Annotated in this window: 15 protein-coding genes; 8 read left to right on the top strand and 7 right to left on the bottom strand. The window is 43.1% G+C overall.

Annotated features, from left to right (window positions below; genetic code table 11):
• Positions 1–241 precede the first annotated feature (241 nt).
• The 3 genes from WBA23_RS22510 to WBA23_RS22500 all read left to right on the top strand — a co-directional run bounded on the left by WBA23_RS22510 (position 242) and on the right by WBA23_RS22500 (position 3,345).
• The gene (locus WBA23_RS22510; RefSeq protein WP_424584530.1) at positions 242–1,585 is read left to right on the top strand and encodes a hypothetical protein; all 1,344 of its coding nucleotides are present in this window, start codon (positions 242–244) and stop codon (positions 1,583–1,585) included.
• Between the two features lie 115 nt (positions 1,586–1,700).
• Positions 1,701–2,075, top strand: coding sequence for a hypothetical protein (locus WBA23_RS22505; protein WP_424584529.1), 375 nt, complete (start codon positions 1,701–1,703; stop codon positions 2,073–2,075).
• 367 nt (positions 2,076–2,442) lie between these two features.
• A complete protein-coding gene (locus WBA23_RS22500) occupies positions 2,443–3,345 on the top strand; it encodes a zf-HC2 domain-containing protein (protein WP_424584528.1) in 903 nt (300 codons plus the stop codon).
• 70 nt (positions 3,346–3,415) lie between these two features.
• On the opposite strand, the gene WBA23_RS22495 is transcribed toward WBA23_RS22500, so the two are convergent.
• The 7 genes from WBA23_RS22495 to WBA23_RS22465 all read right to left on the bottom strand — a co-directional run bounded on the left by WBA23_RS22495 (position 3,416) and on the right by WBA23_RS22465 (position 10,675).
• On the bottom strand, positions 3,416–3,922 hold the full coding sequence (locus WBA23_RS22495) for a flavin reductase family protein (protein WP_424584527.1): 507 nt from the start codon (positions 3,920–3,922) through the stop codon (positions 3,416–3,418).
• A gap of 57 nt (positions 3,923–3,979) precedes the next feature.
• Positions 3,980–5,155 (bottom strand): polyprenol phosphomannose-dependent alpha 1,6 mannosyltransferase MptB, encoded by a 1,176-nt coding sequence (gene mptB / locus WBA23_RS22490; RefSeq protein ID WP_424584526.1) that lies wholly within the window; start codon positions 5,153–5,155, stop codon positions 3,980–3,982.
• Between the two features lie 190 nt (positions 5,156–5,345).
• Positions 5,346–6,815 carry a glycosyltransferase gene (locus WBA23_RS22485; RefSeq protein ID WP_424584525.1) on the bottom strand — a complete coding sequence of 490 codons (1,470 nt, stop codon included), beginning with the start codon at positions 6,813–6,815 and terminating at the stop codon, positions 5,346–5,348.
• 74 nt (positions 6,816–6,889) lie between these two features.
• Positions 6,890–7,579, bottom strand: a complete 690-nt coding sequence (locus tag WBA23_RS22480) for a glycosyltransferase family 2 protein (RefSeq protein WP_424584524.1) — start codon at positions 7,577–7,579, stop codon at positions 6,890–6,892.
• A 63-nt stretch (positions 7,580–7,642) separates the two neighbouring features.
• A complete protein-coding gene (locus WBA23_RS22475) occupies positions 7,643–9,199 on the bottom strand; it encodes an ATP-binding protein (protein WP_424584523.1) in 1,557 nt (518 codons plus the stop codon).
• Positions 9,183–9,941 carry a response regulator transcription factor gene (locus WBA23_RS22470; RefSeq protein WP_424584522.1) on the bottom strand — a complete coding sequence of 253 codons (759 nt, stop codon included), beginning with the start codon at positions 9,939–9,941 and terminating at the stop codon, positions 9,183–9,185. The genes WBA23_RS22475 and WBA23_RS22470 overlap by 17 nt, the downstream gene beginning before the upstream one ends.
• 41 nt (positions 9,942–9,982) lie before the next feature.
• Positions 9,983–10,675: a peroxiredoxin-like family protein gene (locus WBA23_RS22465; protein ID WP_424584521.1), complete on the bottom strand. Its 693-nt coding sequence runs from the start codon at positions 10,673–10,675 to the stop codon at positions 9,983–9,985.
• 185 nt (positions 10,676–10,860) lie between these two features.
• On the opposite strand from WBA23_RS22465, the gene WBA23_RS22460 reads away from it, so the two are divergent.
• From WBA23_RS22460 to WBA23_RS22440, 5 genes are all read left to right on the top strand, one after another.
• The gene (locus WBA23_RS22460) at positions 10,861–11,490 is read left to right on the top strand and encodes a YceI family protein (protein ID WP_424584520.1); all 630 of its coding nucleotides are present in this window, start codon (positions 10,861–10,863) and stop codon (positions 11,488–11,490) included.
• 145 nt (positions 11,491–11,635) lie between these two features.
• The gene (locus tag WBA23_RS22455) at positions 11,636–12,103 is read left to right on the top strand and encodes an RNA polymerase sigma factor (RefSeq protein WP_424584519.1); all 468 of its coding nucleotides are present in this window, start codon (positions 11,636–11,638) and stop codon (positions 12,101–12,103) included.
• A complete protein-coding gene (locus WBA23_RS22450; protein WP_424584518.1) occupies positions 12,100–12,291 on the top strand; it encodes a hypothetical protein in 192 nt (63 codons plus the stop codon). Before WBA23_RS22455 ends, WBA23_RS22450 begins: the two co-directional genes overlap by 4 nt.
• The gene (gene lgt / locus WBA23_RS22445) at positions 12,281–13,120 is read left to right on the top strand and encodes a prolipoprotein diacylglyceryl transferase (RefSeq protein ID WP_424584517.1); all 840 of its coding nucleotides are present in this window, start codon (positions 12,281–12,283) and stop codon (positions 13,118–13,120) included. Before WBA23_RS22450 ends, lgt begins: the two co-directional genes overlap by 11 nt.
• Before the next feature lie 173 nt (positions 13,121–13,293).
• Entirely contained in the window at positions 13,294–15,702 is a 2,409-nt protein-coding gene (locus WBA23_RS22440; RefSeq protein WP_424584516.1) for an endonuclease MutS2, read from the top strand.
• Positions 15,703–15,998 lie beyond the last annotated feature (296 nt).

Genomic DNA, 15,998 nt, shown 5'->3' with positions numbered 1-15,998 from the left:
GCAGCGAGAATACGCTTTTCAGGCGGGAGTATTAGGAGTAGATTTTGCTGCCGAAGGACCGTTTAGTGAGAATAGTAAAGCTTCTTATCTAGTTAACTAGCGCTATTCTACGCTCGCTGTACTAAGTCAGTTAGGCATCGAGGTAAGTGGCGATGCAATCCCTAACTTTCAGGATGCAGCCTTTAAAATCCATGTACCTACGAAGAAAGCGGGTTCTTTTTCGCTGTGGGGCATCGGCGGATTGAGTCGGCAGGATGTAGATGATCCCGAAGAAAAAGAATCATTTCGGTATAATATGGGTGCCGCGGGTTTATCGCACGTATTTTTCTTGAGCCCACGCACCTACTTGGAGTCTATCTTTTCCTACTCCCAAACTTTGAACGCTTTTTCGGACGACGAGCCTCCGTTCAATTATAACTTTGAAGAACGGTTTCGTAAATCCACTTTGCGAACTTCCCTGTTGCTTAATCATAAGTTTAACGCCCGCCATACGCTACGCACCGGAGTGATTGGTAGCCACCTTAATTTTGATTTGCTGGCCGAAGGAGCAATAGACACGTTATCGTTTACAGAAGTAGATAACAATGGAAGTACCCAACTTTGGCAAAGTTACGCCCAATGGCAGTTCCGGGCGAGTGAGGCACTTACTTTCAATGCGGGGCTGCACCACATGTATTTTAGATTAAATGATAGTCAGAGCCTGGAGCCGCGAATCGGAGCTCGCTGGGCATTTGCCCCGGGACAAACCCTAAGTGCTGGCTTTGGCATTCACAGTCGGTTAGATCCTCTGGTAAACTATTTTGCTACTTTTCGCCTAAATCCTAATGAACCATATACGCAACCGAACCAAAATCTAGATCTGACCAAGTCTCGTCATTATGTGTTGGGATACGAGCGAACGCTACGCGACGATCTGAGACTGAAAGTAGAAACTTACTACCAACAACTCTATGATGTGCCCATTGGCTTAGCAGAGGGTTCGGACATACCACAATACAGTGCTTATTCGCTGATTAATTATCAGGAAGGCATCGTAGATTTTCCTCTAGCTAATAATGGTACTGGAAGAAACTATGGAGTGGAGCTTACACTAGAAAAGTTCTTTACCCAGAATTATTACTTTATGCTGACCACCTCATTGTTTCAGTCAAAGTATACTCCTCTTAACGGGAAAGAATTTAATACGCGTTACAATGGAAACCATGTAGTCAATTTTTTAGGCGGGAAAGAGTTTGCCGTCGGGAAAAACAAAAACAACGTACTGGGATTTAATGTACGATTGCTGTGGGCGGGTGGCAATCGCTATACTCCAATAGATATTGCGGCATCACAAGTGACCGGTCAAGTCGTACCAATCTGGAATCAAGCCTATTCAGCGCAGGTGCCGGACTACTTTCGTCCTGATATTCGGGTGAGCTACCGATGGAATCGAGCTAAATTTTCTAGTACACTTTCCTTGGATGTGCAAAATGTGATTAATCGGGCTAATATCTTCACCCGATTCTACAGTTCGTCAGAAGGTAAAATGATTGATTCATTTCAACTGGGTTTGATTCCGGTATTGAACTATCGGGTTGAGTTTTAAAACAGAAGCTACGCGGCTTAGTTAATTAGTAGTTATGGCTTCTGGTAATAAAATCAAATACGTAGAAGCTATTAACTACACTTAAATTTTTTAACCATCATAATTTTTTTGATATATGAATCACTATATAATGATCTCCCATTTCGAGAATGAACAAGACGATAAAGAGTTTCGCGAATTAGCGGTAGCCAACTACCCTCGCCGTGTAACCGAAGAGCATGAAGGTGTTACCTACGTTGGATTTGCTGCCCAAGAGCAGGCTGAAGTAGAAGATTTTCTGGATAGCACTTTGGGTCGCTTTGGAATTAGCGATAAAGATTTTGTGGCTCTCTATTATAGCCGCGATGATGAAACCATTCAACGCAATATGGTAATGGGGCCTGACCGCCTAGTAGAAGATTATACAAAAGACATTAGTCAAGATGAGCACGTAGATCGTCTCAGTCGTCTGTTAAACTTTGATTACGTGAAGGAGATGCCTAATCCGTAGGTAGAAAGTAGATAGCCTCCCTAAGATTGAGTAGACAAAATAAGCTGAAAAGCACTTTGTGAGTTAAACACAATAAATAATCGGTTACCTCTATCTAATAAAACTGATAGAATGTAGGGTACATAGTTAATTATCAGATAGTTACACAAAGAAGAGATTATTTTAAGTTAATCTCTTTTTTTGTACTTATCAAATAATAGGCTACTATATTCTTATACTAAAAAAGGGCTAACAGTAAAATCAGATAACAATCTTACAACCAAAATAAAGTAATGATAATACGCTGGCAAGGATAAAATACAAGTGGGTACAAAAATTGAAATACTGCTACCAAGTAAACATTTTCACGATTTTTAACTCCACAAGAATGAACAGCAATCACAAATCCACAAAGTTTAGTACGCATCTATCCCGCTCGCGTATGCGTCGCTATCTACACGGTCAATTGAACGCCGCAGAAAGTCAACAAGTTGAAATGCATTTGGCTCACTGTACGCACTGCTCAGCAGCGTTAGTAGCCTACATTGAATTAGAAGAAACTGACCAATACAATATATATGCTCAGCAGCTATCTGGTAAGTTAAAGGAGCAAAAAATTGTTAAGCGTAACAATTTATCTTCTTTTCAGATAAAAGCAATCCGTACTGTGGCGGCTGTAGTGACTTTAATGATTTTTTCCTTTTTCGGAGTAAAGAATATCATTAGTAAAGAAGTAGCTGGTTACCAGCCAACGGAGTTAAGTTCATCTGTGAAAGCGCAGCCGGTAGTAACCAGTAGAAAGCCTTTAGAAGAAAAAGTAGTGGTTAAGCCTATTGAGAAGAAAGATGACTCTCGGCTAGCTGAGAGCCGTCCGACCAAGAAAAAAGCGGAGCGTAGTCCTGCTAGTAAGTCGCCGGTTACCACAAATAAAAGAGTGGCAGCAAAGAAGGCGACACCGATAGCAAAAAAATCAACAGCTCAGCCTCAGCCTAAAGTAAATAATCCCATTGCCCCGGTAGAGAAAAAAGCGGTAGCGGCCACCTCTGAGAAAAAGGAAGTGAAAGCTAAACCTGTTTCGGTAGAGAAAGTAGCGGCGAATAATAAGCCCGATGTTTCAACTGCCGATAAGCCAGAAGTTGACTCGCAATTGGCCACTCAGCCAGAGGTTAAACCAGTTAGAAGTATGCCTTCTATTAAGAAGATGGATGCAGCCAAGCAGGTAGAAGTCTCTAAGCCCGTAGGAAGTACTGCTCCTTCCATGATTCCAGTTCCTGGTGGAAGACAGCGCTAAATACTAACAGTTCATTCATAAGAAAGCCGCTAAGAGTATGATACTCTCAGCGGCTTTTGTATGCAATAATTTATCCACCGTAGTGCATATCGGTTTCCCACTCTACGAGGGGCACCGCATCAGCCTCGCGAGCTTCGCCGCTGACTACCTCTCCTAAATAAACACTGTGGTCGCCATTCGATAGGTCTTCTACAACTTTACATTCAAAATAAGCTGGAACATCTTTTAAAATAGGCGCACCAGTTTTCCCATCTTCAAAAGCGAAGCCATTGATTTTATCTCCTTTAACAGTGCTTTTCTCAGCAAAAGGCTTTAGCATATTCTGATTATCTTTTCCAACAATATTTACAGCAAAAATTCGACTTTTCTCAATGGTCTCATGTAGGTCAGTATGCTTCTGAACGGCTACCGTAATCATTGGAGGATCAAACGAAGCTTGGCTAACCCAGCTAACGGTGGCAGCAGCTACAAAGTCTTTATCGCGGGTTGACATTTCCTCACTTGGCTTGCGGGTGGTTACAATGTAAAATCCGTAAGTAATCTTTCGCAGCGCCTGCGATACTTCTTGATCTTTCATATAAAAAAAATTAGATGGTTCAAAAAATTAATTTCACTAGTACAACTGTGGCTACAGTCAGTTGTTTTTTAGCAAGAAAAACTGAAAGAACTCAGCTAGATGAGCTGTTACTTTTGAGTGCTGATGCCGTCGCTGATACAATTCGTAGCCCAACCAAACTAGAACTACACTGTATTCTAAAAATACTAGCCAGAGATTTTCCTGAAAATTATCAATAGTATATCCAGCGTAAGTAAAAAAAATAAAATATGTCCAGACTACCGCATATCGGTAGGGAGTAAGTACAGTAAAAGCCAGCAGAGGCAGCACGTACCAGGGATGCACCGTTAGAGCAAACAGTAGATAAATTAGCCAAACCCAGCCCAGGGCACCAATAATGTACTTCTTTCGTTCTAAAAGTGTATACAGCATAATCAGGAGAAAGGCAGTAGCCGCTAACTGTGAACCAGCCGTTTGAATAATATTGTACCCTTTCTGATAATAGCCAATCTCTCGGACGATATAGTACAGGCTGGCGTTGAATTCAAACTTTTGAAAATACAGCCCAATGCTGCCTTGCAGCCCGGCGATTAGCTCCGAAGAAAGGAGTGGTAAGAAAAGTAGTAGTGTTGCGCCTCCAGTTACGGCATAAAATAGTAAGGCTTTTTTCCAACCCAAACGACGAAAGTACAGGGGGAGAAATATAAGGGGCAGCAGTTTAGCACATACCGCCAGCGCAAATAGGATTGCTGATATGATCCATTTCTGTTTTTCGAGTAGATAGATACTGCCCAGTAGGAAGAAAATCATCAACGCTTCAAAATGCAAATTCCCGGTCATTTCCAGAATGGCTAGCGGATTTAGAGCATACCAGAGTACTCGCTGCTGAGGAATATGGTAGCGGTTAGCGAATTGAAATAATAGCCACAGCGTACCTAGTTCAGCTAAAAGTAGAGTAGCACGAATGACCCAGGTACTTCCGATGAGGGAGTTAGGAAATAACTTTACTGCCAGCGTAAAAACTGCCTGACTAATGGGTGGATAAATAGTGTAGTAGTCGGGAGAATTAAGCGCTGTGTAAAGTTCTGGGTCAACATCAATTCCTAAGCTATCTGCTTTGCCATTTATTAGTTCCGAAGGTAGATAAGCAAAGGGGTTCACATCCTGCTGAAGCAAGCGACCATCCCACACAAAGCGGTAAATATCATCCGATAGATTGGGCTGAGCGGGTAGCAAAATCAATCGTCCTAGCACAGCAACGCCTACTAAAAAATAAATAGATTGCTTAGAACGAGCGAGTAATACACAGCCAACGTACGCTAAGAAAGCCAGTGTATAAACTGATAATAATTAAACTGTCTCGTGACGTTGGAGCAAATAAGTGATGACAAAAATGCCGCTTAATAGAGCGATTGAACTACTACTAAGAATAAATAAGCGAAGCTTAGGCATGTCGCACTTGGCGGAAAGAATAATAAGCTACCGCAGCAAATCCAGTCATCAGCATTCCGTGAAATAATAGTAAACCGAAGTCACCGAGCCGAATTCCGGTGTAAATACCGTAAGCGAAGTAGAGTGCTAAAGCGGCTTCCAGCAAAACCAGTGGGCTTCGCTTTCCTTTAACGTATGCATTGCTGCTCCATTTCTCCTTGGCATTGGTTACGTTGAATTTAGGAGTACGTAGAAAAGGAGATTTGAAACCAAGTAACCCTTCGGCTACGGCAATGGCATTATGTAACGATAGTCCCATCGTAATAATAAGGAATAGCGGATAGTGGATCAGATAGTATCGCCAGGGTTGATTGGCGTGCAGTTGGCGAGTAGAAACCCAGTAGAAAAGACCGATTGAGAAAAAGCCGATAATGAATATACCGCCCAAATTAAAAATCCACTGGTACTCCGGATAAGCATCCTTAACAAACAACATAGGAACGCTTAATAAGGCAGCCAGTAACAATGATAGAAATACTGAAGAATTAAATAGGTGGAAAAAGGCGTGTAAACGATTTACCCACCGGAACGGCCGACCCATGCGATGGTAAGCCAGGCGGCTGGCGTGTTTGCGGGCACATTCAGCCGCCCCTTTGTTCCACCGGAATTGCTGCGATTTAATAGCGGGCATCAGGATGGGTAGCTCGGCGGGAGCTTCCACATCTTCGCGGTAGACAAACTCCCAGCCTTTGGCTTGAGCGCGATAACTCAAATCCAGGTCTTCCGTCAAAGTATCATCTGACCAACCTCCGGCGTCTTCAATACAGGTTTTGCGCCATACTCCCCCGGTTCCGTTAAAATTAATAAAGCTTCCAGCGTGCTTGCGTCCGCCCTGCTCAATGGTAAAATGACCATCCAGCCCAAATGCTTGCAAGCGGGTAAGTAAAGAATAATCTTCGTTGATATGTCCCCAGCGAGTTTGTACCACTCCTACCTGCTCATGCGTAAAGTGGGGAAGCGTACGTTTCAGAAAGTCAGGCGATGGTAGAAAATCAGCGTCGAAGATGGAAATATATTCACCTTCAGCCACTTTTAGTCCGTAGGCTAAGGCCCCGGCTTTAAACCCACTTCGATCAGTCCGACGCACGTGCTGAATATTGATTCCTTGCGCTTGGTAATCAGCTACTTTTCCGGCAATAATGTCTACTGTTTCGTCAGTGGAGTCATCCAGTACCTGAATTTCTAGTCGGTCAGTTGGATAATCGAAGGCGCAGATGGCATCGATCAAACGTTCAACCACGTAGCGTTCGTTGTAAATCGGTAGTTGAACTGTCACTTTGGGCCAGTCTACGATAGTTTTAGGCGGGTGGGGTTTCTCTCGTAAGCTTCGTAAGTAGTGCCAGGTTAGATGGAGCTGGGCCACGCTAAACATAAAAATGAACAGCAATGAAAGAATATACCCGATAACAATGATGAGTTCCACAATGAGTAGTCGACGGTCTACAGTTGATAGTCCACATATATTATAACCGTGGACTGACTACTATAGACTGATCGCTATAAATATTTTATAATCGTTCCAATAATTTTGTATCCAGCCATAATCGTTCCCTTTACCGTACCGGATACCTTAGATACCCCGATTCGCTGTCGATAGCGAACCGGTATCTCTACCCACCGTAGCTTCTGCTGGGCAGCTTTCACTTGCATTTCTACTGTCCAACCATACGTACGATCTTTCATGTTTAGTGCCAACAGCGCATCGTAGCGGATCGCCCGAAACGGCCCTAAATCAGTAAAATATGCCCCGTATAGCCAGCGGATCAGACGGGTGGCTAGCCAATTACCGAATACCTGCTGAGGAGTCATTGATCCGCGCTCCCGCTGACCCAGGGCCCGAGAGCCAATCACCATATCAGCCTTTTCATCTATAATTGGCTGAACTATTAAAGGTAGTTCCTCTGGATAATCAGAATAGTCAGCATCCATGAATACTACAATGTCGGGTTTTTCAATTTGCTGGCTAATATACGCTATTCCTTTCAAACAGGCGTTGCCGTAACCCTGCCTCGGTTCTTCCAAAACGGTAGCTTCTGCTTCTCTGGCTACTCGTACTGTGTCGTCATTAGAGTTGTTATTGACTACTATCACCTCGCTTACCCACTCTTCAGGAATATCCCGGATTACTTTCCCTACCGAATTCTGTTCGTTAAAAGCGGGGATAATAACTTTACAAGTTTTTTGCATAAAAAATTAAGAACGAGTCTCTGAGGATAGAGAGCTGTCAGGTAGCTGACATTTTCTGTTATACTAATTTAGAACGGCTACTTCTTCAGAAACCGGAAGGGTGAACCAGAAAGTAGTTCCTTCTCCTAACTCGCTTTCTGCCTGTAATTCACTTTCATGTAGTTCTACTACTTTTTTGGCAATAGCTAATCCTAAGCCTAATCCACCCTTTGTTTTGGTGCGTACACTGCTACTACGGTAAAAGCGATCAAAGATATGGTTGAGATCTTCTTCAGCAATACCTATTCCCGTATCGGAAACACTGATTTGTACTTCATTTTTTTTAGCTTTATTTACCGCAACTGTAACATCACCCTGCTCAGGAGTATACTGAATTGCGTTTTCCATTAAATTCTGTAGTACCCGCGCAATTAGGCTAACGTCGGCATAAGCCAGCGGAATATCTTTAGCGAAGTCGCTTTTTAGGGTTATCTGTTTTTTTTCTGCCTTAGGAGTTAACTGCAATAAGATGTCATGCGCTAACTCTACTAGCGAAAAAGTTTCAGGGTGAGGTTGAGTTTGCCGGGCTTCTAGTTTAGAAAGGGCAAATAAATCGGCTACTAGACGAGTTAGTCGCCGGGTATTTTTCAGAATCGTTTTTAAGTAACCCTGCCGTTCAGATTCGCTCAGTAAATGATTTTTATGTAAAATGGTTTCTACGTAGCCTTCTACCGAAGCTAGAGGAGTACGCAAATCATGAGAAACATTGGCAATGAGCTCTCGGCGCAATTTATCGTTTTGCTTAAGCTGGTTCATCGCTGCGTGAATTTTGCTAGCCATAGTATTAAAGGCCACAGCTAAATCGTTCAGCTCATCCGATGAACTAGCTTGTACGCGTACGCTGTAGTCGCCCTGTTCCATCTGGCGTACCGCTTCGGCTACTTTATTCAAGTCGCGGGTTAGCCAAAACACTACTAAAAGCCCAATGATTAAGGCAACTGCTAAGGCTACTAACAAAGCCCGGCCCAGCACCATAAGAATGTAGCTATGTCGGATAGAGGCCGCATCAGTTTCATGTTCGCTGCCCAATGTAATGTACAAATAGCAGTGTAGTGAGCCATCTTGACTTAGTAACTGAGTAGCGGAAAATACTCTAGGTTCTTTGGGAAACCGAGGGTCATCTCCGTAAATCGGCATAGAGTCGGTTTGGTGGATGAATGCTTCAATTTGATCTACATCAATCTCCTTCACTTTTATTTCGCCGGGGTTGGCTGATGCTGTTAGAATCTCGCCTTTGTGCCCAACCATATACAGCTTAATGTTAGGATTAATAATCATGGCTGCATGAAAAAGGTCTTCTAATTCTTCTCCCGGAATTTCATTTGTGGCAGAGTCAATTTTAAGTTCTTTGGCAATAGATGCTGCTAAATCTATATTACGTTTCTGCATCATCTCTGCTAAATAATCGGCTGAAGAGGTAGACATCAGATAAAAGTAAACCGTACTCACTGATAGAAGAAGCACAGCGAATACTAACGAGAGTCGAAAGCGTAGACTGCCCCAACGGATGTTGCCCCAACGGATGCGGTCGCCACTACGATTTCCTTTTTTATTATTTTGCTTACTAGATGAGCTCATCATTAAATTTATAGCCAACTCCCCAAACCGTTAAAATATAGTTGGGGTTAGCGGGATTTTGTTCTATTTTTAAACGAAGGCGATTGATGTGAGAATTTACAGTGTGCTCGTAGCCACCGTAGGAGTAACCCCACACTTTACTCAGCAGTTCTTCGCGAGTAAAGGTGCGGCCAACTTCCTGCATAAATAGTTTTAGCAGGTCAAATTCTTTCGCGGTTAGCTCTATCACGTTTCCATTTAGTATCACTTTGTGTTTGATAGTATCTAACGTAAGCCCTCCTTGCTGGAGTAGATCAGTAGCGATTTCTTCTGGGCTTTGCTCAAATTTATAGCGGCGAATACGGGCTTTCACCCGGGCCACTAACTCACGAACACTAAAGGGCTTAGTCATATAATCATCCGCCCCCAAGTTCAATCCCAACACTTTATCAATCTCCTCGGCTTTAGAAGTAAGCATGATAATCGGCGTGTCAATCCTTTCCTGCCGAATGCGTTGGCATACTTCCATACCATCCATGCTAGGCAGCATAATGTCCAAAATGATAATATCGTACGGTTCGTGAATAGCCTTATACAAACCGTCAATGCCGTTGCCAACCAAATCGGTCTCGCAATCAATATCGCGCAAATTTACTTGGATCAGGTTGGCAATATCCTGATCGTCTTCAATAATGAGGGCTCGTTTGTGCATAGTTGCCAGTAAAGAGTCTATTGATATTTTTTCCTCTTCTCCTGAATAATCCATGTAATTTACGTTAAATCTAAAAAATAAGCGACAAAGGAGCCTTAGGCTACTGCGTAGGCAGGAGTATACATCGGCTTAGTTTCGTTGGCTAGTTGCTTTAGTACCTCGAGTACTTCGGCGATATTGGCCCGTCGGGTATAGTCTTCCTCTACGAAAGCATAGCGAACAATTCCGTTGGTACCAATTACGTAGGTAGCAGGCATGGGTAGCCGGACGATTGTATCTCGGTGGCGAGTTAGTAAATTCAATCCCAAACTGCGATAAAATGCTGCTAAGTATTCTGAAAGGGCAACGGAGACTTTGAATAACCGAGCTACCTCACTGCCTCTATCTTGCAGAACCGAAAAATCTAATTTATTCTTTTGAACAGTACGCTGAGCATGCTCTCCAGCTTCAGGGGCAACGGCCAAAAGTTGGGCACCATGAAACTCAATGTCGGGTAAGGCATGACGCCAAGCTTGTAAAGTAAGGTTACAAAATGGACACCAACCACCTCGGAAAAAGGTAAGCACTACGGGGCCTTTCTTGAGCTGCTCATGCAGACGAATGACCCGTTGATGTTGATCTTTTAGCGTGAAATCACCGACTACATCTCCCATTTTCAGGCTTCGTTGAGCAGTGTGCTGTTGTCGAAGGCTTACTATGAACTGTCGTAGTACTTGCTGTAGTCTAGGGGCAGTTTGCTGATCTATCTCATTAGCCAAGGCTTCTAAGTCTGCTGGTAAATTGGTCATAGTGCTTAATTAAGATTTCTTTCAATCGTAAGTACGTGACTATGAGGTGCTTATTTGTCACAGAAGTATCACATGTTTATGAAATTTAAAAAACATAAAAAAACTGAAACAAAGTATAGACAATTGATGTATATACAAATATTAAAACTTAAACTTATATCTCACTATTTTAAATCATTTCGAAAATGAAAACATTATCTCTAAACGCTCTTATGCTAACTGTTTTGGCAGTACTAGCCTTTGCATTTACCTTACCTGAAAAAGAAGCAATGATGTATACTGTAGATGTTCAGCAGAGCGAAATCACTTGGAAAGGGGAAAAAGTAACTGGGCAGCACCTGGGCACTATTCAACTTCAGCAGGGTAGTTTGGCGTTGGAAAACGGAAAACTAACTGGGGGTAGCTTCACCATTGACATGAGCACACTTAACAACACCGACTTAGAAGGTGAACAAAAAGGTAAACTAGAGGGTCACCTAAAGTCGGATGACTTTTTTGGAGTAGCCACCTACCCAACCGCAACGCTCACTATTACCAGCGTTGAGCCTCAAGGCGACGATACATATCAAGTTACGGGTGATCTAACCATCAAAGACAAAACCAATCAGGTTCAGTTTCCGGCTACGGTGACTGCTCAAGAAAACCAGATAACTGCCAAAGCCTCTATTACGGTTGACCGTTCTGAATACGATGTTCGCTACGGCTCTGATAGCTTTTTCGATAACCTAGGTGATAAAGTAATTTATGACGATTTTTATATGGAAGTATTATTGGTTGCTGATAGCCCAACGGCTGAGAAGGCTATGAAAGAATAGTGCTCACAATATTTGTATTAGCACATCATAAGAAGCGATAGAGCACGAGTACTATCGCTTTTTTTGTGTAAATTTTATTAATCTGTGACAAAATCACCGAAACTGATACTAATTCACTAAATCACTGTTGACTGTTACTTTACGTATGGCAAATCGGAAGAAATTTCTTCAGCAACTACACCAGCATCAGGGACTAATCCATAGTCTTTGCCGTAGTTACTTTGCCAATACCGAAGATCGGGAAGATGCGTTTCAAGAAATTGTGCTGCAACTCTGGAAATCCTACCCATCATTCCGCGGTGATTCGGCCATTAGTACCTGGATGTACCGAGTGGCTCTACAGACGATTTTCAATCTGCTACGACAGCATCAATTTACATTTGCCACCCTTCCGGAACAGCTAAGCGAGCATAACTCAAAAGATACGGAAACCATCCGAATAGCCTTAAGTGTACTTAATCCCAAAGATCGGGCTTTGCTCATTCTCTACTTAGAAGGGTACCAGTACCGAGAAATTGCGGAAATAAATCTGACGACGGTTACGAATGTCAGCACTCGCCTCAACCGAATCCGGCAAAAATTACGCTCACTTTTTCAATCGGAGATGATATGAACTTAAATGAACTGCAACCCGAATGGCAACGCTACGCCTCAACTACTGCTGCTCGTGAGAAAAAAAGCTTAGAAAAACTGAATATGTTGCTTCCTCCTCAACCAGTAATCTGGTTTACGAACTACTCCTCTTTGCTGAGAAATGCGGCGGTGTACGCATCTATTATTGTACTCTGCGGTGGCTGCTGAATTCGTGCTATTAAATTACGTGCAGTGGACTATTTCTCCCGTAATAGCCGACTTAGAAATCTTTGCTTTACGCTGGTATAGCTTGTTATTCACCACGGGGATTTTACTTAGCTATTTCATTGTCCGGCAGCAGTTTAAGCGAGCAAAATTACCAGATGAAGCATTTGAATCACTGGTGCTGCACGTGCTGATAGGTATGATTGCCGGAATGCGTTTAGGCCACTTTCTGTTCTACGAACCTCATGTTTTTCTGGAACGCCCCCTTGAGATATTGTTACCGTTCAGTTTTACTCCCGAGCTGCATTTTACCGGGTATCAGGGTTTGGCCAGTCACGGGGGTGCTCTAGGTGTTTTAGTAGGCTTATGGCTCTTTTCTCGTAAATACACCAACGTATCCGCTTGGTGGATACTAGATCAGCTGGCATTTGTCACTCCGTTACTCGGGGTATTTATCCGATTAGGCAATTTGTTCAACTCCGAAATGATCGGGCATACTACTACCGTGCCCTGGGCTTTTGTATTTTCATCGGTTGATCTTATACCCCGTCATCCGGCTCAACTCTACGAAGCAATAAGTTATCTACTTATTTTCGTCGGAATATTCATCTGGAAATCGAGCGCTAACAAACTCCCATCCGGACTACTTTTTAGTCAGTTACTTATCTGGCTATTTTCCGCCCGCTTTGTGGTAGAATTTTTCAAAATCAATCAGGTTGCTTTTGAGAGTAACTTCATACTAAACATGGGGCAGTTACTTAGCCTACCTTTCGTCATCATTGGAATAATCTTATACTACTCCCGCCGGAATTCTTCAATAGCTACTTCGTAATCTTACTTTTTCCACGTTATTTCCTCGGAACTTTTGGTCTTTTCGGATGTTCTTCAAGGGTACTCAAAATTAAACCCTACAATGTTTTATCGTCGTAACCTACTAGATTGTAGCATGACAAAACATCAAGCTAGTTTCACTATCAATTGTCCCATATCACTTTTCAATTAATCTTGCTTTACCCCAACACCATAGAAGAAAAAATTAGCTTTGATCAGATTCGGCAGCTGCTGAAGGAAGCTTGCAGTAGTTCTCTGGGAACCTATTACGTAGATAAAATCCAGTTTTCAGACGATTACGATCATATTAGTAAGCTGCTGCATCAGACCGAAGAATTTCAGCAAATTTTGCAGGAAGAACAATCTTTTCCTTCGGGGAATTATCTGGATGTTCGTCCTCAGTTAGCCAAGGCCAAAACGCTCGGTATTTTTCTGTCCGAAGAAGAATTTTACCAGATTCAGCTATCGCTAGATACCATTATTCGCTGCCAGTCTTTTTTCAAAACTACCGAAGAAGAGCAACCATATCCGCACTTGGCTAAGCTTAGTGAACACGTAGGAGTACCGCCTAGTTTGCTGGGAAAGATCAGGAAGGTTATCGACGAAAAGGGGCACATGCGTAATAACGCCAGTCGGGAGTTGCAGGACATTCGGCGAACCATGCTGGGTGAGCAATCGCGCTTACGAAAGGTGTTGGATCAGATTATGCGGCAGGCCCGCCAGCAAGGGTACACCGCTGATGATGCTTCGGTCACCATTCGAGGCGGGCGGATGGTGATTCCTATTCAGGCGGAATATAAGCGACGTATTAAAGGTTTCGTACACGATGAATCGGCTACCGGACAAACCGTGTATCTAGAACCCGCCGAAGTACTGGATATCAATAACGAGATACGGGACTTAGAATACCGCGAGCGTCGGGAGATTACCAAAATCTTAACCTTGCTTACCGATGAATTACGGCCGCACCTAAAAGAACTACGGTACGCATACCAGTTTTTGGGAATGATGGATTTCATTCGGGCGAAGGCGCGGTTAGCTCAGCAGTTGGAAGCCGTTTGTCCAAAGCTAGAAAAAAAACGGTTGGTTGACTGGCAAGATGCCCGACATCCACTACTGTACCTTTCTCACAAATCGCAAAATAAACCTGTGGTACCACTCACTATTGAGCTACGTTCTGATCAGCGAATCTTAGTGATTTCCGGTCCTAACGCTGGGGGGAAATCAATTTGTCTGAAAACAGTAGCTTTGGTGCAGTATATGCTACAGTGTGGCTTACTGGTGCCCATGGATGAGCGATCTACCGCTGGAATCTTTCAAAATATTTTTATTGATATTGGTGACGAACAATCGCTGGAAAATGATCTAAGTACGTACAGTTCGCACCTTACGAATATGAACTACTTTGTGAAGGTGGCGGACCAAAAAACGCTAATTCTGATAGATGAATTTGGTACTGGCACCGAGCCTCAATTTGGGGGAGCCATCGCCGAAGCCATTCTTAGTGATTTAAATCAGAAAAAAGTATTTGGGGTAATCACTACGCATTATTCCAACCTCAAAGAATTTGCTGATCGAGCCGATGGCATTGTAAACGGAGCTATGCGCTTCGATACGGATGAACTGGAACCGCTCTATCAGTTAGAAATAGGTAAACCGGGTAGCTCCTTTGCGCTGGAAATTGCGCGAAAAATCGGGTTGCAATCGTCTATTTTGAATCAGGCCAAAGAACTGGTAGGAGTAGAGCATGTGCAGTACGAGAAGATGCTAAGCGAGTTGGAAAACGAAAAGAATAAGTACGAGCAGCTTACCGAGAATTTAGCGGCGAAAGAAAAGCGAATTTCAACCACTACGCAAGAATACGAAGAGCTACGAACGCACTTGAAAAACGAACGCAAGCGCATTTTGGCCGAAGCTAAACAAGAAGCTAGTCAGCTACTACAAAACACCAATCAGAAGATAGAGAACACCATCCGCACAATTAAGGAGCGAAGCGCTGAAAAAGAAAGTACCCGACAGGCACGACAGGAGTTGGAAGAGTGGAAGGAGCAGGTGAAGCCCAAGCCAGCCGAAATCAAACCCCAACAGAAGAAAACCAAGATTGCTAAAGAAGATGGGCCAATTCAGAAGGGAGATGCCGTGCGGGTGAAGGAAAATGGAGCAATTGGCGAAGTGCTTTCTTTGCGGAATAATCAGGCCGAAATTCTCATTGGTTCACTTAAATCGAACGTAAAGTTGAACCGGTTGGAGAAGGTAGCCAAGCAGTCGCTAAAAAAACTGCAAAAGAGCATTACTTCTACCAGCACTCGGAGCATTGATCTGAATGAGAAACGGGCAGAATTTAGCAGTAGCCTTGATCTGCGGGGTAAACGAGCTGAAGAAGTTATTCCTCAATTGGAAAATTGGGTAGATGAAGCAGCTATGTTCGGAGCGGGCGAACTACGCATTATTCACGGCAAGGGCAATGGAGTGTTGCGCGAAATAGTGCGTAATTATCTCAAAACTCATCCTTCCGTTTCCCGCTTTCAAGAAGAACAGATTGAACGCGGCGGAGCCGGGGTAACGCTGGCGTATTTGCATTGATGCTGATCATGATCAACAACCTTATTTATATATTTTGGGGAGTCACGGTAGTAACCTCAGTAATTTTAGCAAAATCATTAGTGTTGAACGTAGCAATTTGAGTAATTCCATTAGCTATCGCAATGGCAGCTATTTCGTAGTCATATATCTTCTTACCTCTTGGGTGGTAGTGTTGCAAAAATGCTTTATGCTGATCGAGTGATTTTTCATCTGGGAATAGAATTGGATAAATCGCTGAAACCTTTCCACTGTTTCTAGCACTTGCTTAGAGTAAGAGTAGGATCATCGCCCCGGGT

Origin of the sequence: Tunicatimonas sp., assembly GCF_049647865.1 — a bacterium.
Lineage (GTDB): Bacteria > Bacteroidota > Bacteroidia > Cytophagales > Cyclobacteriaceae > Tunicatimonas.
This window is presented reverse-complemented; position numbering and strand designations above follow the sequence as displayed.